Consider the following 23,220-nt stretch of genomic DNA (forward strand, 5'->3'; position numbering starts at 1 on the left):
TCCGGGAGCGTAACGACCGCCCATGACCGACGCTGACGCGTTCGACTCCGACGCGTACGTCTCCGAACTCCGGGCAAAGCGCCAAGAGAAAGACGATTTCTTCGGAAGCCATCCGCAGTCGCCGATTCCACCGGAAGACAGAGACGACTTCGACGGCCTCGACTACTTCGAGCCAAATCCCGACGCCCGTGTGACTGCACGCGTCGAGACCCACACCGACCCCGAACCAGTCACGATGGACACTTCTGCCGACCGAGAAGTGCGCTATCTTCGAGTTGCGACGTTCCACTTCGACCTGCGCGACCAATCGCTCGAACTCGGTGCCTACCGACAAGAACACGACGAGTCGCCCACGCTCTTCGTGCCTTTCCGCGACAAGACGACGGGACAACAGACCTACCCCGGTGGACGGTACATGGAACTGACGCCCAGCGGTCCACTCTCGGACCTCGACGAGATTGTCGTCGATTTCAACCTCGCCTACAATCCGTTTTGTGCGTTCTCCGAAGCCTTCGACTGCCCACTCCCGCCGGAAGAAAACTGGCTCCCGGTCGTCGTCCAAGCGGGTGAACTGAAGTACGAGTCGCCGTAGCGACGAAAAGCGCAAGTTCCATATTCCCTCATTCCTCAGAGTGAGACAACATGGGACTGCTCAGTTCGCGCCAAGTACTCCTTGGCCTCGTATTGATGATCATCGGAACGGTTGGACTCCTTCCCGGCGCGCTTCCCAGCGTCGCACAAACGCAAGTTCTGACCTACGCGCTCGTGCCCGCTGCCGCCGCTATCGTCCTCGGAACCTGGATGGTCGGTACGTCTGAAGGCGGCCGAGCTGTCTGAAGTCTGACTCACGTAAAAAATCGAATTCTGCGGATTATGCGTCAGGACCGCTCCACTTCTGGAGCGTCGCCGATGTGGAACCGGCTTCGTCGGTCCAGACGAGGCGGACAGTTTCCGCATCAAGATTGCCTGAGTCGGCTTCGATGCCCACTGTCGAGCCTGCAGAAACTTCGTCATCATTTGTCAGTGCTTTCCAAGAGAGCGACGTTTTTGCCGCTGGGCTTTCACTTCCACCTGAGAAGGCGGTTCCAGCCGTCACGTTCAGTTGCGTTGCAGTAATCGTCTGGCCAGTTTCGTGAGTGATTGTCAGATTGTCGTTGCTACCGTTGTAGTCGAATCCGAAACTCGCCTGCGGTGCAGTCGCGGTTTGCTCACCGAGACCGAGTACGAACGTACCGATGACTGCAGCGAGGATGACGGTGATTGCCACCATCAGGATGACGCCGATAACCGGCGAGACAGCACTGTCGTCTGTGAGTAGGGCTTTTAATTTCATAATTTCTGAATGTACTACAGACTGATGTGTCTCGCGGGTTGGTTGTAATACTATCGGGGCTGTCGAAAGATGCTGGAAAGAAGGGCGGTTGATTACTTACGCGTCAGGACCGCTCCACTTCTGCAGGGTAGCAGAGTTGGAACCGGATTCGTCGGTCCAGACGATGCGGACGGTTGCGCTGTTGAAGCTACTGTTTCCAACTTGGACAGACGTTCCTGCGGTCACGTCGCCTGAAACACCCATATCTGTGAACGACTTCGATTGATTGCTGGCTCCAACAGGGACCCCACCGGAAATGACTTCAAATGAAGTACCTGAAGTGAGGTTGAGGTTGTCTGAGTTAATTGCAGTACCACTGTCGTGAGTGACAGTCAGGTTGTCCGTTGACGCACCATCAACGTAGTCGAAACTGAAACTCGCCTGAGGCGCGGTCGTGCTTACTTGGTCTCCGAGACCGAGTACGAACGTGCCGATGACTGCGGCGAGGATGACCGTGATAGCTACCATCAGGATGACCCCGATGACCGGCGACACCGCGTCGTCGTCAGCGAGGAACTGTTTGAAGTTCATTTACGCGTTGTAAGTCCACTTCTGGAGAGTCGAAGAGGAACTGCCACTTTCGGATTCCCAGACGACGCGGACACCTTCGCCTTCAGCGAAGCCGCCGCCCGTACTAGAGTTGACAACAACACTGCTACCTGCAGAAATGTCAGTGGGTGTGCCAGCAGCGAAGTCGGCCCACGTGTCAGTTGAGTTGTTGATATCTCCCGTGATGGTCACTTGACCAGCGTTGATAGCCTCACCACTTTCGTGAGTGATAGTGAGTGCACCATTACCGTCGTAGTCGAAGCTGAAACTCGCCTGCGGTGCAGTTTCGCTCACCTGGTCGCCGAGGCCGAGCACGAACGTGCCGATGACGGCGGCGAGAATGACTGTGATGGCCACCATCAGGATGACCCCAATAACTGGGCTGACTGCACGGTCTTCCGTGAAGAGCTGTTTGAGTTGCATAGTTTGTATTCCGAACACGCATGACGGGGTCGCATGCCGTCGCGCACAGCGCGTGGGTGGGGGGTTCCCCCGTCCCTGCCCGGCATCCGTCTCGTGTATCCACTCGCCACGTATCTCCCAACTAACTTAAATGTGGGTGACAATTTAGTAACAGATTTAGGGGGTTAATTTAGTCATTAATATAGTCTTTATACCTTGTTTAAGTAGGCAATGTCACCCAATTTGGGTGGTTCCTTTAGAACTACTAAGACGTTGTTCGTCGTTTCCTTGGCAGGTCGAGGTGAGCCAGAGTTCCATGTGACGTTGCGCGTTCACGTACGCACGCGAGTAGACGGACTGTATCGTGAGGTCTGCTTCGAGAACTAAGTCTATTCGAACACCGAGAGAAAGCATCCGAAAATTCGCGCGCGCACTCGTCACTCGTCGATTAATCGTCACTGAAAACGGAGATGTCCCCCGAAAATGGGGGACGCCGTTTCTACCCAAGGTGGCGTGCGCACGCGCTAGATGACAACACAATAACCATACAAAACCTTTGTGGGACAGACCGGTATTACGAGGCTCATATGTCCCGATTCTAAATGATTTGAATCGCGTCAATCACACAAAGTATTTACCGGAAAGGGTCAACAAGACGAACTGTACCCCTGCCCATGGAGGCATCAGTGAGTAACTCTCCCTCGGCCCGAGTTCTGCTCGGAGTGGTTTAACGCGAGGAAAGACGAAAACGATGTCCCCGACTGCAACACCCATCAAACCATGACACGTAACAAGCAAATCCGCGCGGTACTTCTCGCTGCGCTGATGGTCTTCTCGGTATTCGCCGGGTCCATCGCGTTTACGGGAACTGCCGCTGCCGATGCGTCTAACGTTGATGGTACTGTCGACGGTAACGACGTACTCATCAACGCGACGCTCGCCGGCAACGAAACGAGCTATACTGCTTTCGTTGACGTTAACGGCGACGGTCAATTCGACACAGGCGAACCGAATGCAACCAACAATTCACCCAGTGGAGCGACTCAGCTCAACGAGAGCGTTGACGTGAGTTCTCTTAGTGACGACACGTACACTGTTGCTGTTCAGACGAACGGCACCACTGTTGTCACTGGCAACTCTGTCAGCGTCTCCAACGGCGAAACTCCTGAACTCTACTCGGCTGTTCACTACGTGAACGATTCCGGCGTTCCGGTCATCGAACTTGCATTCAGTGAACAGGTCTCGAACATCAGTAACATCAACGTCTACCAAGACGATAGTGACGCGACCTCGATCGTTCAGAACCGTAGCCAAACTGCCGACGGCCAGGTTGTCCTCGGTGTCAACGGCGTCTACACTGGCGACATCGTCGTTGAGGTTCCTGAATCGGTTCAGGACGGAAACGGCAACTCTGTCTCCGACGGCCTCGACAGCGATAACAACGCATCCGTGACGGTCGCAACGGTCACCGCAGACGGTGGCTCTGTTGACGCATACCAGGGCGAAGTCGTCGCCATCACGGATGGTACGATTGACGCGGATGTTAGCGTTGAGTCCGACGACAGTCAGGACGACAGCGAAAACTTCCAGTTCTCCGGTTCCACCGGTCCTAACTCTGAAGTCTTCGTCTTCAACACCGAGAACCGCGAACTCGAAACGTACAACTACTCCGTTGGTAGCAGTACCACGGGACAGATTGACGTTCTCGACCTCGGTCTCGAACTTACGGTCGACGACCTGAACGTCACGACCGAAGAAACCATCGAAGGTACGGTCTCCGCCAACGCTGGCGGTGAAGCCATCGACGTCGCAATTGTCGACGAAGATGGTGACGAAGTCGCAAGCGACGACGATGCTGAACTCAACGGACAGGGTGAATACGAATTCTCCTTCGACGTTGCTGCTGAAGACATCGACGCTGGCGACTACACCGTCGAAGCCACCGCAGACAACTCCGGTGTCACGGTCACCTCCGACACGGTGACCGTCTCCGAAGCCGAAGACGGTAGCGCAGACTTCACCGAGAGCGTCGTCACCGACGAGCGTGGTGACGTCGTCGCCATCCCGGTGACTCTCTCGAACGCTGACACCGCAACCGTCACGATCGGTTCGGACAGTCAGGGCTACGAAGCAAACGTCACCGTCGAGGACGGTAACGACGACGGCGAAGTCGTCATCCTCTGGAACTCCGCAGAGTCCACCTCGATGAACGTCGACGACGTCTTCAGCGTCGAAGACAGCGACGATGACGTCCTCACCGGCGACGATGGCGTAACGAACGTCACCGAGCCAACGAGCGACCTCATCGACGCTGGCGACTACGACCTCGAAGTCCAGACCGGCGCCTCCGCGGGTGACGCTGAGAACGTCGCAACCCTCGTCCTCGAGGATGGCGGCGTCCAGACCGTCCGCACGTGGACCGCTCCTGACGGAGAGAGCCTCAGCGACCTCGAAGAGGTCACTGAAGCACTCGAAACGGCCAACCTGACCGAAGACTCCGAAATCGCCTACGGCGACCAGGTTGTCATCCAGATCGAGGCATCGGGTCTCGAAGGTACGGTCGACCCAGAAGGTGACGAGACGGTGTCGAACTTCTTCGACAGCGACTCCTACCGCCTGACGGTCAACCAGAGCAACCCTGGCCCGAACCGCGACCCCAAGATCCTCAACCTGACGAACGCAACCGTCGTCGCTGACGGCAGCAACGACACGTACTTCGTTGTCTTCAACTCGGAAGACGTCCCGGCAATCCGTGACGAGAACGACAACGGTGTCATCGACGGTAGCGAGACGGACAGCGTCTCGACCGCCGACGACGACCAGTACGACGTTGAGTTCGTGATGTTCGAGGACCCATCGACGGGTACCGCGCTCGTTGAGGACAACTCCTCGGCATCGACGTCCTACGAGAACGTCGAGGCTGAACACGACTTCGACAGTGACCCGATCAACGTCACCAACACGGCTGACGTGAGCATCTCGGGTACGTCGAACACGGCACCTGGTACGGAGATCACGCTCCGCGTGCGCTCCTCGGGTGACACCCAGCCTCGCTTCCTCAAGACGGCAACCGTCTTCGTGACCGAGAACGGTACGTTCTCCGGCACGTTCGACTTCAGCGAGCAGGCTGTCGACGACACGTTCACCGTGACCGCTGACGGCGGCGTCGCTGCTGACGTCGAAGCTGACGGTAACGTTGTCGAGTCTGTCGACACCTCCACCACGACGGAGGAGCCGACTGACACCACGACGACGACTGAGGAGCCAACCGAAACGACGACGACTGAGGCAACCACGGAAGCCACGACTGAGGCAACCACGGAAGCCACGACTGGTGACGGCGAGACCTCGACCGGTACGCCCGGCTTCGGTGTCGCTGTTGCCCTCGTCGCACTCGTCGCTGCGGCACTCCTCGCGATCCGTCGCGACTAACGACGATAGCTAACCACCGGGATTTTCCCGGCTTTTTCATTTCTTTCGACGCTCGACTGGTGAGCGGCAGCGCTGTTTTTCGCACACTAGTTGGCCCAGATGTCGCCTGCTGAAGAGCAGGAGGATTCAACACGATTACAGACGAAATAGTAGGTATGACGGATAGAACAGGTGAGGAGACAGTCGGACCCTCACGACGGTCTGTTCTCGCTGGGATTGGGTCTGTCGCACTGGTGGGGCTTGCAGGCTGTACTGGCGGTGGGGGCTCACAGATTCAAGATACCGACGGCGATGGCGTCATCGACTCGAAGGATTACGCACCCCGAGATTCGTCGGTCTCACGCCGTTCAGACCTCGAAACGACGACGAGGGCGGCAAAGACGACGACCGCAACGACGACTGCACCGACCACGACGACGGCGACTGCAACGCCAACATCGACACCCGAGCAGACCACGGCACCGACGACAGTTTCTTCCGAAGACGTTCAAGGGTTGACCGCACGAAATTCGGACGTCTTCGAGCGGCAAAATCACATCTCGGCGTACTCACAGCATTCGGTTACCGTGCAACTGTGGGCCGAAAGCGTCGAAGGGTACACCTCGTCGGGAACGGACCTATACGTCTCGTTAGTCGAGTTCCCCCGTTCTGGCTCGTTTGCGTCTGGGCGGACACGTGTCGAGATGGGAAACGACGTTTCGAAGTCGATAACCGTCGATATCGACTTCCCAGAGGATGCAAGAGACCGAACCCTCCACTACATCGCGCTTCTCGTCCCAGAAGGCGAATCAGTCGATAGCCTCAGTTCGAGCGACGTTCAGCACGTCGGCGAGAGCGACCCGTTCACGCTTGGGTCAGGCGACACCGAAATTTCGCGGGTGACACCGGACGAATTGTCGGGCTTGGGAACCGAGGAAACCGACGAGTACACGCGAACCAGCGCCGAGGGAATCTTCGACTTCACGATTTATGGCCGTACAGAAGGGCAAAACTGGGAAGCGTCCTACTACATCTTCAAGAGTGCTTACGCGCAGGCGTGGAGACGAGACCACGGACGGAGTCGCCCAGAGTTCGTCCAGTACGAGATGCAGAACGGCTTCGCCGCAGAGTTCGCAGACCTATTGGACGGCATCGCGGAGGATATCGGCTTCACAGAAAAACGGATGAAAATCGAGTTCGTCATCGACTTCGTCCAGCGCCTCCCCTACGTTCCCGATAGCGTCTCCACAGGCTACGACGACTTTACGAAGTTCAGCATCGAGACGTTGGTCGAACTCGGTGGCGACTGCGAAGACACGAGTATCATGCTCGCCGGAATCCTCCAGAGCGAACCGTTCGGCTACGACATGGTGTTGATTCAGCCGCCGGGACACATGGCCGTCGGCATCTACGGGTCGGACCTCCCGGGCTACTACTGGACCCACGAGGACCGCAAATACTACTACATCGAGACGACCGGCGAAGGCTGGGGAATCGGTGACTTACCGAACGAATATCGAGATTCGTCGGCCTACGTGATTCAGGTGTGATTGACTTAGGGATGTGAAGAATCTTTGGCGGAAGCCAAGGCATAGTTTGATTTTCGAGTAGTAGAGAATCGGACCAATTTCGTGACGGGTTGTGTGACAATATAGATTCAGAGACACATTCAAATATAAGTAAACAAACCAGTTTGCATGCCCTCTCAAACGGTGAAAGATTGGCTTGCTTATTTTGAGAAAATAGCCGACTCAATTGGTGTGTATGTCGAAATCAACTCGACTGAGATATTCCATTTCACTTACGACGGCGATCCGCCAGTAATTGCAAAAGTTCACCACTCCGTGTACCCGCGAAAAGAGAACCACATCTGGGTACGGTTCGACCAGGAGCAGTCCAGAGTTGACCAAGATACAGGAGAACGCGTATTCGCAATCCAATTAGATGTAAATTCAAAGGACGAATTCAATCTCAGTACCGACCATTTTATTGTTGTCACCGAGGACTTGATTCGAACTGAACTAACACCAAACGGTGATGTACACATAGATACAGATAAACCAGGACAATATGACGCACCTTTCAACGGATTTGTTGATAATTGGAACGCACTTTTTGAGTATATTACTGGTGAACAGTACGAGTTCAATGTAAGTGACATTCTCGATGACGTAGATGGAAATATAGAGAGTACCACAGAGCCTGCACCATACTACTGGGTAACTCATAATTTCGAAGAGTTCGATAAGGGATTCCTCTCGGCACCCAATGACTCTCAGCCGTCGCACGACCTTGCAAAGCTACAGGAGGGTGATATCGTATTCAATTACATCGATGGGGCAGTTCGTGGATTCTCTGTTGTCTCGAAGTCAGCCTATATTGTCGACGAAGGAACCTCACTAAACGTCGATATCGATGTCTATCCGTTCGATGAACCGCTGGAAATGGCAGACATCTTTAAATCGCTGTACCGCCCCGAAGTCAGACTTGACAAGTACTACCCGTTCAATAAGTCCGGAATCAACCCACGGTACCTGTTTAACATGTCTCAGGCCGGTGGAGATTATATACTTCATCAGAGCGGCGCAGTCCGGGAGTACTATGAGCTACTCGAAAACCACGTCGAACCAGTCCTTGGCGCGTTCCTCAAGCAACCATCGTTTGACATAGAGTTCCCCGAAGAACTCTATTATCCTGGGGGTGATGAGGCACGTCTCAGAAGAGAGATTCAAGCAGCATTGAATGCAGGGAAACATTTGATTTTGACTGGGCCACCGGGGACTGGAAAAAGTAAGATTGCTTCGTCCATCGCTGAACAAAGCTCTGAACAGTCAGATCTCATTGGAGATCACATCTTCACCACTGCGACTGACTCGTGGACGACTTTTGACACCATTGGTGGGTACGTTCCAAGCCGAGAGAATACTGCTAACGCATTGGAGTTCGACCCACGGCTCTTCTTGTCGTGTTTCCGCGACCCAACTAACGATACTATCCGAAACCGGTGGCTGGTAATCGATGAGATGAACCGGGCGAACATCGACAATGCATTTGGCCAACTATTCTCGGTTCTCGCAGGAGACTCAGTACAACTCCCATTTGAACGAGACGAACCAGTTCAAATAGAGTGGGTGGACAGCAATAGCTCTGGTGAGCAGATTGCGTCAATAGTTCAGTCTAGAGATCGCTACCCTGTAACACCATCTTGGCGACTACTCGCCACGATGAATACCAAAGATAAGTCCAGTTTATACGACCTGTCGTTTGCTTTCATGCGCCGCTTTGCGTTTGTACATGTTCCAGTACCGGAATTGTACGACGGAGAAGTTGTTGATGTGACTCTATTAGATCCCTCCGGAATGACAAATTATTCCAAGAAATGGCTCGCTGAAGATGCGACAGAGGAAATGAGGGATGCATTTGAGACCTACCACGAGCAAGTATCCGTGCTCTGGGCAGTGGTGAATAATCACCGCGAGCTTGGTCCAGCGATTATTTTCGATATTTTCCAACACCTTGCTGCCTACCAAGGTGGCGACCGGGACTCTCCTCTCACGTCTGCTATTACGACATACGTGTTCCCGCAGTTGGAGGGCCTGAGGCAGGCTAAGCAACGTGAGCTACTGAAAGAACTAGTGAAACCACACCCAATCGAGAGTGATGGTGAGCAAACTACTGTCTCACTGGATATTGACCGAACTGTACTTGAACGGCAAGCGAGTGACCGATTCAATATCCAAAATCTGGATTTAACTGACTAACGCATGGCCTTAAAAACACCCCGTGCAGATTTGGAGTCTTCAGTAGCCAATGAGTTATTAGCATATCTTGGTAATGGAGAAATTAACGCGGTCCAACTTGCAGAGACACATACGCCACAGTTTGAAAGTTTGGATACTGTCACCGAGTTAAAGACGCTGCATTTTGTGTTGTCCGAAAGAGTCCAAAATTTCGTGTCTGTACTTCCAGAACGTCTCCGGCGTATTTCTACAACAACTCGAAGCCAAACGGTGCAGACGCAGGGTGAGGTGCGGGGTCAGATTGACTGGAAGCAAACCCTTGAATCACGTGCCGCCCGCGGTTACGATGACCCCACCTTATTCACCATTAATACGCCTGCAGTAGAGTCCAACACTCCTGAAAACCGTGTTCTCAAATGCGTACTCTCTGTACTCGCTGATGGAATTAAACTCCTCAAAGAGGTTGACCAACCGTGGTGGAAAGGATGGGACGACCCGAGTCCAGAGTGGGTCATCCGACAGCTAGAAGAGAATGTGTACCTGAGCAGACTTCCTTCAGTTAGCGAGATCACTCTTTCAGCTCGGGACCTCAACGCAGCAAGGTGCTCTCGGCACGAGTTCTACGTTGATTGCTACGAATTACATCGACTATTTGATGATTTCGTGAATGACCGATATGAGAACACAGATGTGCAAAAACTGTTTGTCGAGACGCTCGTAACCCCGGCTTCAGATGCTAAACTGTTCGAACTATACTGTGTTATTCAGTACTTGAGACGGTTTGATACGGTTCAGGGGTACAAAATTCAACGAATTCAACCCGGTATGGGTGCATTTGCGACCTTCGAAGCAACCAATGGACGGGTAGAAGTCTATTACGACCGGACAGGTCCGCTCTCCTTTTCAGAACAGTTCCCAGATAGCGATTCTTTGAGACAGCGTGGAACTCCTGAACCACTCCAGCGTATGGTCTTGGCTTATGAGGAATATCAGGGGGTAGTTAGTGAATTTCTGGACAAGTCGTCGAATAGTGGACTCTACTCGGGAAGACCAGATTTGCTCGCGATTGTGTATGGGCCAAACGATTGTATTGAGAAGATAACCATTGGTGAAGTCAAATATACAAGGTCGAAACAAACATTTGCACGCGGGCTTCGTGAACTATGCGAGTATCTCTACTTCCTTCAACACAACGCAGAGTTTCTGTATGGTTCTAATGAGGTCAATGTTCCAGAGATACGCGGAATCATATTTTCTGACGGGGTCAGTACTGAAGTGGGAGAGTTCGACTCAATCAAACACTTAACCACTTCGATGCTTGCTGATTGAGCAGACTGTGTCGATTTCAGCACAGAAGTAGTAGACTGTAACGCAACTAGATATCTGGCTAATGTCGTTGTAAAATCAAAGTAATGCCCGGGGTGGGCTCCGAACCCACGATCTCCGCATGTCCCAGGTGCGAAGCCGGCATGACTTCGCGAGGGGCGGAGGCTTCCAAGGCGTTCCGCACCGATTGTGAAACCCTATGAGTGCGGCGCTATGTCCAGCTAAGCCACCCGGGCTCAACTTGGCGTTGTGCGGTGGTAGTATTTAACCTTCTCATCTTGTCTGAGTTCGGGCCGCGTCACCACAGTGCTCGATTGGATGAATCACCCACGGATTTATGCCCTAACACTGGGTGGTCCCACGCATGAGCCAACCGGAGATCGTCCAGTCGACCCTCGACGGCGAGACCGTGGTTTCGCGCATCCATCTCGGAGGTGAGGACGAACTGTTCGTGACCCCATCACGAACGCTGGTCTATCGCGCTGAAGGCCTGCTCTCCGACGAGTCAGTCGATGAATTTCCGCACAATGCCGAGCGCCTCTCGGTGAGTGAGGGGCGTCGCAAGGGGAAAATTCTCCTCGATTACGGACTCGACGGGAGTCAAAAGTTCGGACTCTCAGTAAAGCGTCTCGACGAGGCCCTCCAGCCGATTCTCGAAGGAGTCCTCACGAGCGCGGGCGTCCTCGACGAAGGCGAAGGTGTCGTTCAGGCGTTCCGCTTCAGCGAACTCACACTCATTGTCACCGACAACCGTGTCGTTCGCCACATCGGGAGTGCCGTGTGGGACGAAGATTACGAATCGTACCACTACGACGACGTCACCAACCTCGAATTCGAATCCGGAAGCGTCGCAACGACGGTCGTACTCACCACCAACGGCCGACAAGAGCGATTCAAGACGCCGAACGAACAAGAACGTCTCGTCCGTGAGAGCCTCTCGTCGGCGCTCTGTGAGTATCACGGCGTCAGCAGTCTCGAAGAGTTCCGCCTGAGTGTCGCGCCTGACGAGGAAGACGAAGCCGACTCGGAACGCGACAACACCGACTTCGGTGCTGGACCGGACCCACTCAGTGCGAACCCCGCAGAACTCGCTGACGAGCCACAGAACGCGACGCGCGCAGAAGAAGCCGAACAGTCACAAGCAGTCGGCCAAGCGGTCGAAGCGACCGCTACATCCGGCGGGAGTGCGGCGCAAGCGACCGAAGCACCAGAAGAGGCCATCGCCGATGCGGCGGACCTCGGATTCGAAAATTCTGGATTCGAATCTGCGGCCGAGCCAACCCACACCGACCTCGAAGCCGAAATCGACGCGCTCAAAGACGTCGTCCAGGCACAAACCGAACAGATTCAACAGCAGCAGAAGCTTCTCGAACAACTCATCGAGGAACTTCGTCGCGGGCGCTAACGACAACGGCGAATCATTCACGGCGAGACAGGTGGGATGCCGTCCTCGCTCGTCACTCGCGCCCGAGTACTTTTCTGATACACGACGAGCCGAACGGCCCGAGTTCGCCGGATTCGAATTTCACGAAGTGGCCGGTCGAAATCGACGTGCCGCACCGACGACACGAAAAGTCGCCTTCACGCTGAACGACCTGGCTCTCGAACCTGACGAACGTGCCACCGCGCCGATGGCGAACGTTCGCACCGTCGCGCTCGATGATGCCGCGCATTTCGGCGGTATCGAGGATGTCTCGCGTGAGCGTCGGGTCGGTGGTCACCGTCTCGATACGGTCCACGACCTCTGCGAGCGAGAGTTCGTCGGCTTCGAGGTGGGCGAGCAGTTCGAGCGCGAGTTCGACGCGCGCGGGCTCTCGTTCAGTCACGACTCGCCACACAATCGAGGCGCAGACGGCTAAAACGCTCCGAAGCACAAAGCGTTTGACGACCGCACATCCATGGACAGTCATCGCCGTGTCTCGCACTCGTTTCGCGTTCGGAGCAGTGATTGCCGCCGTCTGTATCGGTGCATTTCTCGTCTCACCGGCCGCGGTCACTGCGCACGCGGCGTGGGTCGTTGCCGACCCGGTTCGACTCGTTGCGGTCACCGTCGGCCTCGCCGTCGTTCGCCCATTTGTGGCGTGGCCGACGACAATTCTCGCCTTGCTGATTGGCTACGGCTTCGGACCGATTGGTATCCCGTTCGCGCTCGCACTCATCGTGGCGACGAGCATTCCACCCTACTTGGTTGCGCGCCGTTACGGAAGCGACGGGCGACTCGCAGCGATTGGTGAAGAAGCTATCTCAGTGACGGGGACGGTCCGAGGCGTGACCGCGAGTCGGCTGTTTCCGCTCCCCTCCGACGTGGTTTCGATTGCCTCCGGAGTTGCGAACGTTCCGTTCGGTGCGTTCGTCGTCGGGACTGCACTCGGAGAAATCCCGTGGGCAGTCGCAGGCGTCGTCGCGGGCGCGTCAGTCGAGACGCTCACCACCGAGTCGCTGGATGCGGTCTTGCGACCGGAGTTCATCGCACTCATCGCACTCGGTGGTGTCGCGTTGCTCGTCGGGCCTGCGTATCGGTACTATCGAGAAACCCGTCAGCCGAACCGCGGTCAGCACCAGTAAAATCAGACAGAAACAGTTAGAGAGGGCGTACTTCGGTCTTAATCCAAGAGCGACTCGCCGGTCATCGCAGACGGTTGGTCCACGCCGACTAATTCGAGCATCGTCGGAGCGATATCGCACAGCGAGCCATCTGCTCGAATCGTGCGGCCACCCGAGAACGGGTGTTCACTCTCGGTGTCGGTCGCTTCTGGGGTGAGATAGGTGAACGGAACAGGGTTGTAGGTGTGGGCAGTGTTCGGGTCGTCTTCGGTGCCCATGTCGTCGGCGTTGCCGTGGTCCGCGGTGATGCAGACGTGCCCGCCGTGGGATTGGACCGCTTCGACGAGACGGCCCAGTTGGTCGTCAACTGCTTCGACGGCGGCGATTGCGGCGTCGAAATCTCCCGTGTGACCGACCATATCGGGGTTGGCGTAGTTGAGTACCATCACGTTCGGGTCGTCGGATTCGATGATGTCGATGGCGGTGTCGGTGAGTTCTTCGGCCGACATCTCGGGTTGAAGGTCGTAGGTCGGCACGTCCGGACTCTTGACGATACTTCGGATTTCGCCGTCGAATTCGACTTCGCGGCCACCGTTGAGGAAGTAGGTGACGTGCGGGTACTTTTCGGACTCCGCGAGTCGCATCTGCGTCTTCCCGGCATTCGAGAGTACCTCGCCGAGCGTATCCTCGGGTTGGTTCGGCGGGAACGCGACCGGGATGTCGAAGGTCTTGTCGTACTGCGTCATCGTCGTCATGAAAATTTCCGGTGGCGTGGTCTCGAAGTCCCACGCGGGTTCGATGTCGCAGAGCATGCGCACGAGTTGGCGCGCGCGGTCAGACCGGAAGTTGAAGAAGACGACGCTGTCGCCGTCTTCGAGCGCGGGCGCGTCGTCGATGAGCGTTGGCTCGATGAACTCGTCGGTGTCGTCGCGGTCGTAGGAGTCGGTGACGGCTTCGACGGCGCTGTCGGCGGTCCACTCAGCCTCCCGTTCGACGATGGCGTCGTAGGCGCGCTTGGTGCGCTCCCAGTTCTGGTCGCGGTCCATCGCGTAGTAGCGTCCGGATACGGTGGCGACTTGTCCCGTCCCGTGTTCGTCGATGGCGGCTTCGAGGTCGGTCAGGTATTGCTCGCCGCCGGTCGGGCTCGTGTCGCGGCCGTCGGTAAAGGCGTGGGTGACGGCTTCCACATCGTGTTCTGCGGCGAGTCTGATGAGCGAGTGGAGGTGTTCTTGGTCGGAGTGGACGCCGCCGTCGGAGACGAGGCCCATGAAGTGGACGCGCCCACCGTTTTCTTTGGCGTGTTCGAGCGCGTTGGTGATTGCCTCATTTTCGTCGAACGACCCGTCTTCGATGCTATCTCCGATTTCGGTGTAAGCCTGCTTGACGACCCGGCCAGCGCCGATGTTGAGGTGGCCGACTTCGCTGTTTCCCATCTGTCCTTCGGGGAGACCGACGCGTCTGCCATCGACGATGAGCGTTCCGAACGCACCAGAATCACGGTAGTGGTCGAAGTTCGGCGTCTCTGCGGCCTCGATGGCGTTTCGGCGGTCGTGTTCGCCGAGTCCCCAGCCATCGAGAATGATGAGTGCTGCGTCCATGTTCGGTGCTTCGGCGTCCCGCGGTAATTGTCCTTTGCTCTCGGCAGTGATTCGCCCGTTTGGCCGTGTGAATCTGGCGCATACCGTCCCGACGGCCTTTTCTCCGGGGGCACCGTTCGACTCGGCGATGCGTCTCCGCGACATCGCACAGGAGTTCGACTCGAAACTCGACGACTGGGTAGAGTACTACCTCGGCAACGGGCCCAGCCTCGTCGTGTTTCTCTTGCTCAACGCTTCGGCCTTTCTCGTCGGCGTGAGTTTCTACGTCCACTCCGACCCGTCGCTCGCGGACATTCCGACGTTTCTCTACCCACTCTTCGGCGACTCGCCGACTGCGCTCGCGTTGATGACGCTCTCGGCGGCGACGTTGCTCCCGAACCTCGGCCGCCGCGTCGCGGACGCGCCCGTGAATCGCCCACTTGCGTACCTTCACACGCTCGCGTTCGTCTGGCTCGTCAAGTACGGCATCTGGACGGCCGTCGCGCTCAATCTCAGACCCGACCTGTACTTCGGATTCACTGGGTCGCTCCTCTGGGACTACTGGGGAATCATGCTCACCCACATCGGCTTCATCGGGCTTGCACTCCTCATCCCGAAGTACGGCGCGACGACGCGCGGCGCACTCGGATTCGCGCTCGTCCTCGCGCTCGTCAACGACGTGTACGACTACGGATTCGGGTTCTATCCGCCACTGAAGTACGACGCGGGCCTGTTGCTGGCCGGAATCACGGTCGGACTCTCGTTCCTCTCGGTCTACCTCGCCGCGCAACTGTTTTTACCCTTGAGTGAGCGGTCGCAACGCTAATCGGGCGACTGCGTAGCATTCACTATGAGTCAGGCTTTTCCCCACCTACCGACTATGGTTGGGTAATGGATTCCGCGGTACTGCTTGACCTACTCGGGAACGAAAACCGCCGTCGCATTCTGCGGCTACTCTCGCACAAACCGTGCTACGTCACCGAGATTAGCGAGTACCTCGGCGTCAGCCCAAAAGCCGTTATCGACCACTTGCGAAAACTCGAAGAGGCGGGGCTCATCGAGTCACACACCGACGACCAGCGGCGCAAGTACTTCCACATCTCGCGCAACCTTCGATTGGAGGTGAACGTCTCTCCCTACGGATTCGGGGCCAAGAGCGCGTATCCACCGAGTCCGTCGCTCGATATGAAGGGTCGCTGCCCGCACGTCTCGCTCGAAGTCGAACAGACAGACACCAACGACATCGCCGACCTCGCGCGCGAACTCGGGAACTTAGAAGAACTCGATAACGAACTCTCGCTCGCCCAGCGGTGGGTTCAGGGCCGTCTCACCGACGTTCTCGACCGAATCAACGACCGACTCGGTGTCGATGCAGACAGTCGATTCTACGCGCAGATTCTCGCCGCCATCGCCCACGGGTCGCGGTCGGTTCGAACCATCGCAAAAGAGCTGAACGCCGACCCCGGAATCGTCGATGCGGCGCTCCACCACCTCGCCGAAGGCGGTCTCGTGAGCCGCCGAACCGACGGTTGGCACATCGATTAATCAGATTTCTCGCGTCAACCCGTCGCGCAGGTCTCTGCCGAAGTAGTGACCGACGAGTCCGGCGAGCGCGCCAGTCACAGAGCCGACGCCAGCGATTGCCAGTCCGTAGTCGGCGAGCAACTGGAGGGCGAAGGGTGCGAACACCGAGAGGAGCGTCGAGAGGACGAACGCGAACCCGGCGGCAATCGCTCCGGCGAGACCGACTTCGACGTACCGTCGGTTCGACCCGAGGATGCCGAGGAGAAACCCGGCCATGGCGATACCGAGGAAGTTGCCGATGAATCCGATGAGTGGAATCGCCCCGCCGACGATGACCCCGCCGATGGAGAGGACGAGCGCCACGAGGAACGTCCTGACCGAGAACAGACCGCCGAGGCGACCACTACTCGATTTTGATTTCGTTGGGGCCGACTCGTCGTCGTCGAGATTCAGCCCTGCGAGGATGTCGTCCACGGACGATTCGGACTCGCGTTGGTCGGACCGTTGCATGCGTTACGAATCGTGGGCGAAGAGGATGGCTCTTGTGCTGGAAGTGGTCACAGTCGCGGTCTGGTATCGAACCTCTCGGCCTTTTTGGTCCACCGTGAGACGCTTCGCGCCTCACGAGCCTTCGCTCGCTGGCGCTCACGAAGACAGGTTTTTGCCGTTCACGAGACGCAAAGCGTCTCGTTAGCCAATCAGAACGCAGAGCGTTCTGATGACGTGAGCGGGTCGCGTAGCGACCCCGTGGAGGAAAAAGGTGGAATGGTGGGTTTGAAGTCTGCCGCCACGCTATCCCGCGATATGAATGCAGGCGACCGTGTCCGCGCCACGCGCGGAGACGTTACGAACGAAGGCGTCTTGATGCCGTCGTCGACCGAGGACCATCTCGTCATCAAGTTAGAAGGTGGCTACAACATCGGTATCGACCGCGACGATGCGGACGTGGAAGTACTCGAAACAGACGTGTACGACGTCGAAGACGCACAGTCTGAGACGGGCGGCGCATCCGAAATCGAGTTCGACGACGACCTCCCGACGATTTCGCTCATCTCGACCGGCGGCACCATCGCATCGACGGTCGACTACCGGACGGGCGCGGTGACCGCGCAGTTCGACGCCGAAGACGTCCTTCGCGCCGTGCCGGACCTCGCCGGGCGCGCGAACTACCGCGGGCGCGTCGTCGCCAACATCCTCTCAGAGAACATGACGCCCGAAGTCTGGGTGAACCTCGCCGAAGCAATCGTCGAAGAAGTCGAAGCAGGCGCGGACGGCGTCGTCGTCATGCACGGCACCGACACGATGCAGTACTCTGCGTCTGCCATGTCCTACATGCTCGACACGCCGGTTCCCATCGTCTTCACCGGCAGTCAACGCTCGGCTGACCGACCGTCCTCGGACAACGTGATGAACGCCGTCTGCGCCGTCGAAGCCGCGAAAGCCGACGCCGCAGAGGTCATGATTTGCATGCACGCCTCCGAGTCCGACGACGCCTGCGCGCTCCACGAAGGCACGCGCGTCCGCAAGAATCACACCTCGCGGCGCGACGCCTTCGAGACCATCGGCGCGAAACCGCTGGGAGAAGTCGATTACGAGTCCGAGGAGGTCACCTACCGCCGTGACTACGCCGAGCGCGGGTCTGTGGACCTCGCGCTCCACGCCGACCTCGACAGCGAGGTCGAACTCATCAAGTTCACGCCGGGGATGGACCCTGCGGCACTCGATTACCTCGACGGCAAGTCGGGCCTCATCATCGAAGGAACCGGTCTGGGACACATCCACACCGACCTCATTCCCCGCATCGAGGGACTCATCGAAGACGGGACGGTCGTCGCCATGACCTCGCAGTGTCTCGAAGGCCGCGTCTGTGACCGCGTCTACGACACCGGCCGCGACCTGCTCGATGCAGGCGTCGTCGAAGCGGGCGACACGCTTCCGGGGACGGCCAAGGTCAAGCTCATGTGGGCGCTTGCGAACCTCGCCAATCCTACGGATGCGATGGGTCGGAACCTCGAAGGCGAGTTGACCGAGCGGTCGGTTCCCTGGGAGTAACCTGATGGAGATACGACCCGCACGCCCCGAAGACTACGACGCCGTCGTGGCCTTCACGAGTGATACGTGGTCCGACCGCGGCGGGTCGGACTACATCCCCGACATCTATCACGACTGGATAGACCCCGGCGAGCGGACGCAAGTGACGCTTCTCGTCGATATCGGCGACGAGACGCCATCTGGCGAGGTTGTCGCTATCGCGCAGATAGTCATGCTCTCCGAGTACGAGGCATGGGCACAGGGAATGCGTGTCGCATCCGACCACCGCAAACAGGGCTACGCGACGAAGCTCAACGACGCGCTGTTCGACTGGGCGCGCGAACGGGGTGCAAAGCGCGTCCGCAACATGATTCACTCGTGGAACATCCCGAGTCTCTCCACCGCGCGTGCCGCGGGATTCGAACCCGGAATCGAGTTCCGGTGGGCGACGCCCGAACCGAATGCTGAGTCCGAATCTGACCTGCGCGTCAGCGCCGATGCCGACGCCGCGTGGGCGTTCTGGACCGACAGCGACACGCGCCACGAACTGAAGGGACTCGCGCTCGACCCGGTCGAGTCGTGGGCCGTTTCGGAACTGACGCGCGAACGCCTGCACGAGGTGGCCGACGATGGTCGCCTGCTCGTCGTCGGCGACGACCACGTCTCGGGGATGACCTACCGCAACCGAACCTACTCGCGCGAAATCGACGGCGAGACGGTGACGTGGGCCGAGTACGCCGTCGCGGCGTGGGACTCACAACCCGCGTGTCAGGCACTCATGGATGCGGTTCGAAAGGATGCAGCAGCAGTCGGTGCAGACCGAACTCGTGTTCTCGTACCGGAAGGTATCGACTGGGTATCCGACGTCGCTTACACGTACAGTGGGCTTGCCGAAGAACCGACGTTCGTCATGGACGCCGAACTGTCGTAAGGTCGCCGAGTTGCCGTAATCGGCGTCATTCCCACGTGATTTCACCGATTTCGACGCGAATTCCGCCGAGTTCCGAGTCCGAAACCGTGAACGACCACCCGTGGAGGTCGGCGATTCGGCTTGCAATCGAGAGACCGACCGATTCGTAATCGACACCGAGTAACTGCCCTTCTGGCGTTGCTATCGTTCGCTGTTCTTTCGATGGTGGCGTGCCGTTGTCTTCGACGAAAATTCCGTCTGTGGTCGTTCCGATAACGATGTAGGATGGGGCGCTCGATACTGGTGTCCCTTCGATTCGGTTGACCAGAATCGACGTGAGAAGAAGCCCAAACAGGTGTCGGTCCGCAGCGAACGTGCCGTTTCCGACGATGTGACCCGAAACGTCGTCCGTTTTCTCGATGTCGCTCCACGTGTATGTGGCGGCGTCTCTGAAGTCTATTGGCTCTAATTCGACCGTCCGCGTCTGGTCGGCGAGCGCGATACTCCGTCCGAGTACCGCCTCGATGTGTTCGAGTATGGTTGCGAGTGCTTCGGCATCCTCTCCGTCGCCCTCGGCGACTTTTTCAGCCAGTTTTCGGGCCTTGTCGAGTTCTTCGCTCAGTTCAGACGAGAACAACTGCATGAGCATCGTGAGATGCTGGTTCTTCTCGTTTACCTGTAGTTCGGCAAGTCGCCTGTCGGTGATATCGAGGTGCATCACGAGAGCGAACTGGCCGTGGCGCTGGGTCGTAAAGGGAACTGCAATCAGCAAGAACCAGCGATAGACAGACGGCGAGTGGCAGGGGTACTCGGCAGTGAAGATGTCCTGCATCCCGGTGAGTATCGACCGAATACCATCGGCCACGACGCCCGCGAGTTCGTCTTCGTCACGAGCGGCATCACACACCTCCAGATAGTTGACCCCGACCGAGTCGACGTCGCCTTCGTAGCCGTTTGCCTCGGCGAAGGTCCGCCACGCTCTGTTCGTGTAGACGATATCGCCGGAGGTGTTGAGAAGTGCCACCTCCGTCGGGAGTTCATCGAACCCACGTTCGATGAGCGACACCTCTGACATGCGCACCCATACGCACTACAACGAATAGACGCTTTCTTCTGAAAAACGACGTGACCGGATATCTACCATCAGGCGAAAAAAACGAGAGACACGTCGCTAGAAGGTCACTCTCGTATCGAAAACCGAGGTTGGTACGCGGTTAGTCCGAGACGATGGCTTTCCGCTTATGTCCATTTCCCGCCGATGCCATCTCGAGGACGTCGTCGAAGAAGCCAAGCGAGTCGTGGGGGCCGGGGTGTGCCTCGGGGTGGTACTGGCGTGTGATGACATCGAGGTCGATGCTAGCCAGTCCTTCGGCAGTGCCGTCGTTGACGTTGACTTGCGTCACGTCGAGGTTGCCGGGGTCGGCGACAGTGTAGCCGTGGTTCTGCGTCGTCATGATGACCTTACCCGTATCGAGGTCACGAACGGGTTGGTTGACGCCGCGGTGGCCGAACGCCATCTTCTCCGTAGTGCCACCGAGTGCGCTGGCAATGATTTGCTGGCCGAGACAGATGCCTGCGAGCGGGATTTCGCCTGCGAACTCGGAGACGAGTTCGCGTGCAGCCATGTAGTTCTCGGGGTCGCCGGGGCCGTTCGAGATGAACAGGATGTCGGGCGAGAGTGCCGACACGTCGTCCGCAGTCGCATCGTACGGGAGGACGTGAACGGTCGCACCGCGTTCGACGAGCGAGTCGGCGATGGATTTCTTCGCACCGCAGTCCACGAGTGCAACAGTGGTGTCGCCGTCGCCTTCGTAGGTCACAGGCTCGGTCGTCGTGACCTGCGCGCCGATGTCGGTGTGTTCGCTCATGCCCTTACACTTCGCAAGTTCTTCCTTTGCGGCTTCGGGTGTCGCGTCGTCGCCGACGACGATACCGACTTTCATCGCACCCTCTTCGCGGACCGCGGTCACGAGGTCACGGGTGTCGATGTGGTCCACCGCGGGTACGCCTTCGTCGGCGAGCCATTCGACCACTTCGTCGGTGAACTCACGAGCGATAGCGGCACGGGGGTGGATTCGGTCGGACTCGAATCGCTCGGCTCGGACGCCGTAGTTACCGATGAGGGGGTACGAGAAGGTGAGAACTTGTTCTTCGTACGAAGGGTCAGTTAGACTTTCTTCGTAGCCAGTGTATGCAGTTGTGAACACCAGTTCACCGCGTGTGCGTCCCGGAACACGGCCACGCGCTTCGACAACGCGACCATCCTCCAGAGCCAGGTAGGCGTCCGACATTACGAGATACGAACGGAAGGCGGGCGCATAAGTGTTACTTTCGAAGCCGAGTTACGAAATTCGTAATCGGTAAGAGTGTTGAGGTGGCAAATGAAATATGGACGACCTGGACCGGCGTATCCTCGATATCCTTCGACGGGATGCTCGGACGCCAAACACCGAGATTGCGGCCGAAGTCGGGACCTCCGAGGGGACCGTTCGAAACCGTGTCGAACGCTTGGTCGAGAGTGGGGTCATCGAGCGCTTTACCATCTCCACCCGAACCGGGAATCTGAAAGCGATGATAGAGGTGACCGTCGCGGTGGACGTGGACACCAACAACGTCTCCGAGTTGATGGCCGAGTGGAAAGATGTGGACTTCGTGTGGCAGGTTTCGGGTGAAGAAGACATTGTCCTCGTCGTCGACGCCGCCGACACGCGTGCCGTGAACGACCTCATTACGCGTGCGCGCGAACACGACGACGTGAAGAGTACCAAAACGCGACTCATTCTCGACGAGCGACTCGGGTAAGGTTCCGGTTCGCATCGAAGCATAATTGACCCCCGCCTCCGACGAAACGCACATGAGCGACGCACAGGCCGACGAGGCCACGGAACTCCACAAGAACGCCATGCAAGATGTCATCGCGGTCGACTCTGACGACAACAAAGAGGGGATGGTGAACCGTCTCGACGCCCACACGGGCGACGGCATCCGCCACCGCGCTTTCACGTGTCTCGTGTTCAACGAAGAGGGGCAACTTCTTCTCGCCCAGCGCGCACCCAACAAGCGCCTGTGGGACACCTACTGGGACGGCACCGTCGCCTCTCACCCCGTCGAAGGTCAGAGCCAAGAGGACGCGACGAAAGAGCGCCTCGAAGACGAACTCGGCATCACGCCCGACCAGTACTCTGACCTCCGTGTGACGGACAAGTTCGAGTACAAGCGCTACTACGGCAACTCGGGTCTCGAATGGGAGGTCTGTGCCGTCCTGAAGGTCACCCTCGAAGACACCACGCTCAACCCCGACGAAGAGGAAATCGCTGGAATGCTCTGGGTGGACTACGAACACCTCAACGACCACCCCAAGTGGTACCGTCAACTGCGCCTGTGCCCGTGGTTCGAAATCGCCATGCGTCGTGACTTCGACTGAACTCACACTCGACTCTCGCGCCCGCGAGGAACTCCTCCAACACGTCCGCGAGGGCGCATCTCGGGAGCCTCCAGCAGAAGTCTGCGGCATCCTCGCTGGCAGTGCGAACACTATCTCTCAGACTCTCCCCGTTTCGAACGTCGCCGACGAGCCACGCGTCGCGTACGAACTCGACCCCCAAGAGACGATTTCGATAATCGAAGACGTGGAGCAGTCGGGCGATTCTGTGGTCGGATTCTACCATTCACACCCCGAGACGGCTCCGCTTCCGAGTGCGACCGACAGAGCACAGGCGTCGTGGCGGGGCTACGTGTATCTCATCTGCTCGCCAGATGGGCGGATTAATGCGTACGAGTGGACCGGTGACGACTTCGAGCAAATCCACCTCTCCTGACCTCGCCCGCCTTCGG

General features: G+C 57.6%; 23 protein-coding genes and 1 tRNA gene. 15 read left to right on the forward strand and 9 right to left on the reverse strand.

The genetic code is table 11. The annotated features are described in order from the left end of the window. Positions 1 to 22 precede the first annotated feature (22 nt). A complete protein-coding gene (locus tag ACK509_RS12085; RefSeq protein WP_410766792.1) occupies positions 23 to 592 on the forward strand; it encodes a DUF1684 domain-containing protein in 570 nt (189 codons plus the stop codon). 50 nt (positions 593 to 642) lie between these two features. Then, positions 643 to 837 carry a hypothetical protein gene (locus ACK509_RS12090; protein ID WP_410766793.1) on the forward strand — a complete coding sequence of 65 codons (195 nt, stop codon included), beginning with the start codon at positions 643 to 645 and terminating at the stop codon, positions 835 to 837. A 34-nt stretch (positions 838 to 871) separates the two neighbouring features. Here the strand turns inward: ACK509_RS12090 and ACK509_RS12095 are convergent, their stop codons facing one another. The 3 genes from ACK509_RS12095 to ACK509_RS12105 all read right to left on the reverse strand — a co-directional run bounded on the left by ACK509_RS12095 (position 872) and on the right by ACK509_RS12105 (position 2,344). Next, positions 872 to 1,333, reverse strand: coding sequence for a type IV pilin (locus ACK509_RS12095; RefSeq protein WP_410766794.1), 462 nt, complete (start codon positions 1,331 to 1,333; stop codon positions 872 to 874). Positions 1,334 to 1,429: 96 nt separating this feature from the next. After that, a complete protein-coding gene (locus ACK509_RS12100; protein ID WP_410766795.1) occupies positions 1,430 to 1,903 on the reverse strand; it encodes a type IV pilin in 474 nt (157 codons plus the stop codon). Next, complete coding sequence (locus ACK509_RS12105) at positions 1,904 to 2,344, reverse strand: type IV pilin (protein WP_410766796.1); 441 nt, start codon at positions 2,342 to 2,344, stop codon at positions 1,904 to 1,906. A gap of 759 nt (positions 2,345 to 3,103) precedes the next feature. Here ACK509_RS12105 and ACK509_RS12110 point away from each other — a divergent pair. The 4 genes from ACK509_RS12110 to ACK509_RS12125 all read left to right on the forward strand — a co-directional run bounded on the left by ACK509_RS12110 (position 3,104) and on the right by ACK509_RS12125 (position 10,803). Continuing rightward, on the forward strand, positions 3,104 to 5,755 hold the full coding sequence (locus ACK509_RS12110; protein ID WP_410766797.1) for a BGTF surface domain-containing protein: 2,652 nt from the start codon (positions 3,104 to 3,106) through the stop codon (positions 5,753 to 5,755). 155 nt (positions 5,756 to 5,910) lie between these two features. After that, the gene (locus ACK509_RS12115) at positions 5,911 to 7,284 is read left to right on the forward strand and encodes a hypothetical protein (RefSeq protein WP_410766798.1); all 1,374 of its coding nucleotides are present in this window, start codon (positions 5,911 to 5,913) and stop codon (positions 7,282 to 7,284) included. A 147-nt stretch (positions 7,285 to 7,431) separates the two neighbouring features. Further along, positions 7,432 to 9,495 carry an AAA family ATPase gene (locus ACK509_RS12120; protein WP_410766799.1) on the forward strand — a complete coding sequence of 688 codons (2,064 nt, stop codon included), beginning with the start codon at positions 7,432 to 7,434 and terminating at the stop codon, positions 9,493 to 9,495. Between the two features lie 3 nt (positions 9,496 to 9,498). Further along, positions 9,499 to 10,803, forward strand: a complete 1,305-nt coding sequence (locus ACK509_RS12125; RefSeq protein WP_410766800.1) for a hypothetical protein — start codon at positions 9,499 to 9,501, stop codon at positions 10,801 to 10,803. A gap of 84 nt (positions 10,804 to 10,887) precedes the next feature. Here ACK509_RS12125 and ACK509_RS12130 read toward each other — a convergent pair. Next, a tRNA-Met gene (locus tag ACK509_RS12130) sits at positions 10,888 to 11,036 on the reverse strand. A 128-nt stretch (positions 11,037 to 11,164) separates the two neighbouring features. Between ACK509_RS12130 and ACK509_RS12135 the strand changes: the two genes are divergently transcribed. Then, positions 11,165 to 12,205, forward strand: coding sequence for a hypothetical protein (locus tag ACK509_RS12135; RefSeq protein WP_410766801.1), 1,041 nt, complete (start codon positions 11,165 to 11,167; stop codon positions 12,203 to 12,205). Between the two features lie 52 nt (positions 12,206 to 12,257). Here ACK509_RS12135 and ACK509_RS12140 read toward each other — a convergent pair whose 3' ends face one another. Beyond that, entirely contained in the window at positions 12,258 to 12,626 is a 369-nt protein-coding gene (locus tag ACK509_RS12140) for a DUF5830 family protein (RefSeq protein WP_410766802.1), read from the reverse strand. A gap of 88 nt (positions 12,627 to 12,714) precedes the next feature. On the opposite strand from ACK509_RS12140, the gene ACK509_RS12145 reads away from it, so the two are divergent. Then, on the forward strand, positions 12,715 to 13,365 hold the full coding sequence (locus tag ACK509_RS12145; protein ID WP_410766803.1) for a TVP38/TMEM64 family protein: 651 nt from the start codon (positions 12,715 to 12,717) through the stop codon (positions 13,363 to 13,365). A 38-nt stretch (positions 13,366 to 13,403) separates the two neighbouring features. Here the strand turns inward: ACK509_RS12145 and gpmI are convergent, their stop codons facing one another. After that, entirely contained in the window at positions 13,404 to 14,942 is a 1,539-nt protein-coding gene (gene gpmI / locus ACK509_RS12150) for a 2,3-bisphosphoglycerate-independent phosphoglycerate mutase (RefSeq protein ID WP_410766804.1), read from the reverse strand. Positions 14,943 to 15,069: 127 nt separating this feature from the next. On the opposite strand from gpmI, the gene ACK509_RS12155 reads away from it, so the two are divergent. Both ACK509_RS12155 and ACK509_RS12160 read left to right on the forward strand, forming a co-directional pair. Next, positions 15,070 to 15,747, forward strand: a complete 678-nt coding sequence (locus tag ACK509_RS12155; protein ID WP_410766805.1) for a DUF1405 domain-containing protein — start codon at positions 15,070 to 15,072, stop codon at positions 15,745 to 15,747. Positions 15,748 to 15,812: 65 nt separating this feature from the next. After that, on the forward strand, positions 15,813 to 16,466 hold the full coding sequence (locus tag ACK509_RS12160) for an ArsR family transcriptional regulator (protein WP_410766806.1): 654 nt from the start codon (positions 15,813 to 15,815) through the stop codon (positions 16,464 to 16,466). Here the strand turns inward: ACK509_RS12160 and ACK509_RS12165 are convergent, their stop codons facing one another. Further along, a complete protein-coding gene (locus ACK509_RS12165) occupies positions 16,467 to 16,955 on the reverse strand; it encodes a hypothetical protein (RefSeq protein WP_410766807.1) in 489 nt (162 codons plus the stop codon). Between the two features lie 294 nt (positions 16,956 to 17,249). Between ACK509_RS12165 and gatD the strand changes: the two genes are divergently transcribed. Both gatD and ACK509_RS12175 read left to right on the forward strand, forming a co-directional pair. Further along, positions 17,250 to 18,497, forward strand: coding sequence for a Glu-tRNA(Gln) amidotransferase subunit GatD (gene gatD, locus ACK509_RS12170; protein ID WP_410766808.1), 1,248 nt, complete (start codon positions 17,250 to 17,252; stop codon positions 18,495 to 18,497). Between the two features lie 4 nt (positions 18,498 to 18,501). Continuing rightward, positions 18,502 to 19,407 (forward strand): GNAT family N-acetyltransferase, encoded by a 906-nt coding sequence (locus tag ACK509_RS12175; protein ID WP_410766809.1) that lies wholly within the window; start codon positions 18,502 to 18,504, stop codon positions 19,405 to 19,407. A 25-nt stretch (positions 19,408 to 19,432) separates the two neighbouring features. Here the strand turns inward: ACK509_RS12175 and ACK509_RS12180 are convergent, their stop codons facing one another. Next, entirely contained in the window at positions 19,433 to 20,461 is a 1,029-nt protein-coding gene (locus ACK509_RS12180; RefSeq protein ID WP_410766810.1) for a PAS domain-containing sensor histidine kinase, read from the reverse strand. 139 nt (positions 20,462 to 20,600) lie between these two features. Further along, positions 20,601 to 21,677 carry a glutamine-hydrolyzing carbamoyl-phosphate synthase small subunit gene (gene carA, locus ACK509_RS12185; protein ID WP_410766811.1) on the reverse strand — a complete coding sequence of 359 codons (1,077 nt, stop codon included), beginning with the start codon at positions 21,675 to 21,677 and terminating at the stop codon, positions 20,601 to 20,603. A gap of 97 nt (positions 21,678 to 21,774) precedes the next feature. On the opposite strand from carA, the gene ACK509_RS12190 reads away from it, so the two are divergent. From ACK509_RS12190 to ACK509_RS12200, 3 genes are read left to right on the forward strand one after another with little or no spacing between them, the layout of a single operon-like run. Beyond that, entirely contained in the window at positions 21,775 to 22,188 is a 414-nt protein-coding gene (locus tag ACK509_RS12190) for an Lrp/AsnC family transcriptional regulator (RefSeq protein ID WP_410766812.1), read from the forward strand. A gap of 52 nt (positions 22,189 to 22,240) precedes the next feature. Further along, complete coding sequence (locus ACK509_RS12195; RefSeq protein WP_410766813.1) at positions 22,241 to 22,810, forward strand: NUDIX hydrolase; 570 nt, start codon at positions 22,241 to 22,243, stop codon at positions 22,808 to 22,810. After that, positions 22,797 to 23,204 carry a desampylase gene (locus ACK509_RS12200; protein WP_410766814.1) on the forward strand — a complete coding sequence of 136 codons (408 nt, stop codon included), beginning with the start codon at positions 22,797 to 22,799 and terminating at the stop codon, positions 23,202 to 23,204. The genes ACK509_RS12195 and ACK509_RS12200 overlap by 14 nt, the downstream gene beginning before the upstream one ends. Positions 23,205 to 23,220: the final 16 nt, after the last annotated feature.

Origin of the sequence: Haloferax sp. DFSO60 (assembly GCF_046557615.1) — an archaeon.
In the GTDB taxonomy this organism is placed as follows: domain Archaea; phylum Halobacteriota; class Halobacteria; order Halobacteriales; family Haloferacaceae; genus Haloferax.

Coding starts and splice junctions, on each gene's coding strand:
- ACK509_RS12085 (WP_410766792.1), top strand. CDS start 23: ATGACCGACGCTGACGCGTTCGACTCCGACGCGTACGTCTCCGAACTC.
- ACK509_RS12090 (WP_410766793.1), top strand. CDS start 643: ATGGGACTGCTCAGTTCGCGCCAAGTACTCCTTGGCCTCGTATTGATG.
- ACK509_RS12095 (WP_410766794.1), bottom strand. CDS start 1,333: ATGAAATTAAAAGCCCTACTCACAGACGACAGTGCTGTCTCGCCGGTT.
- ACK509_RS12100 (WP_410766795.1), bottom strand. CDS start 1,903: ATGAACTTCAAACAGTTCCTCGCTGACGACGACGCGGTGTCGCCGGTC.
- ACK509_RS12105 (WP_410766796.1), bottom strand. CDS start 2,344: ATGCAACTCAAACAGCTCTTCACGGAAGACCGTGCAGTCAGCCCAGTT.
- ACK509_RS12110 (WP_410766797.1), top strand. CDS start 3,104: ATGACACGTAACAAGCAAATCCGCGCGGTACTTCTCGCTGCGCTGATG.
- ACK509_RS12115 (WP_410766798.1), top strand. CDS start 5,911: ATGACGGATAGAACAGGTGAGGAGACAGTCGGACCCTCACGACGGTCT.
- ACK509_RS12120 (WP_410766799.1), top strand. CDS start 7,432: ATGCCCTCTCAAACGGTGAAAGATTGGCTTGCTTATTTTGAGAAAATA.
- ACK509_RS12125 (WP_410766800.1), top strand. CDS start 9,499: ATGGCCTTAAAAACACCCCGTGCAGATTTGGAGTCTTCAGTAGCCAAT.
- ACK509_RS12135 (WP_410766801.1), top strand. CDS start 11,165: ATGAGCCAACCGGAGATCGTCCAGTCGACCCTCGACGGCGAGACCGTG.
- gpmI (WP_410766804.1), bottom strand. CDS start 14,942: ATGGACGCAGCACTCATCATTCTCGATGGCTGGGGACTCGGCGAACAC.
- ACK509_RS12155 (WP_410766805.1), top strand. CDS start 15,070: ATGCGTCTCCGCGACATCGCACAGGAGTTCGACTCGAAACTCGACGAC.
- ACK509_RS12160 (WP_410766806.1), top strand. CDS start 15,813: ATGGATTCCGCGGTACTGCTTGACCTACTCGGGAACGAAAACCGCCGT.
- ACK509_RS12165 (WP_410766807.1), bottom strand. CDS start 16,955: ATGCAACGGTCCGACCAACGCGAGTCCGAATCGTCCGTGGACGACATC.
- gatD (WP_410766808.1), top strand. CDS start 17,250: ATGAATGCAGGCGACCGTGTCCGCGCCACGCGCGGAGACGTTACGAAC.
- ACK509_RS12175 (WP_410766809.1), top strand. CDS start 18,502: ATGGAGATACGACCCGCACGCCCCGAAGACTACGACGCCGTCGTGGCC.
- ACK509_RS12180 (WP_410766810.1), bottom strand. CDS start 20,461: ATGTCAGAGGTGTCGCTCATCGAACGTGGGTTCGATGAACTCCCGACG.
- carA (WP_410766811.1), bottom strand. CDS start 21,677: ATGTCGGACGCCTACCTGGCTCTGGAGGATGGTCGCGTTGTCGAAGCG.
- ACK509_RS12190 (WP_410766812.1), top strand. CDS start 21,775: ATGGACGACCTGGACCGGCGTATCCTCGATATCCTTCGACGGGATGCT.
- ACK509_RS12195 (WP_410766813.1), top strand. CDS start 22,241: ATGAGCGACGCACAGGCCGACGAGGCCACGGAACTCCACAAGAACGCC.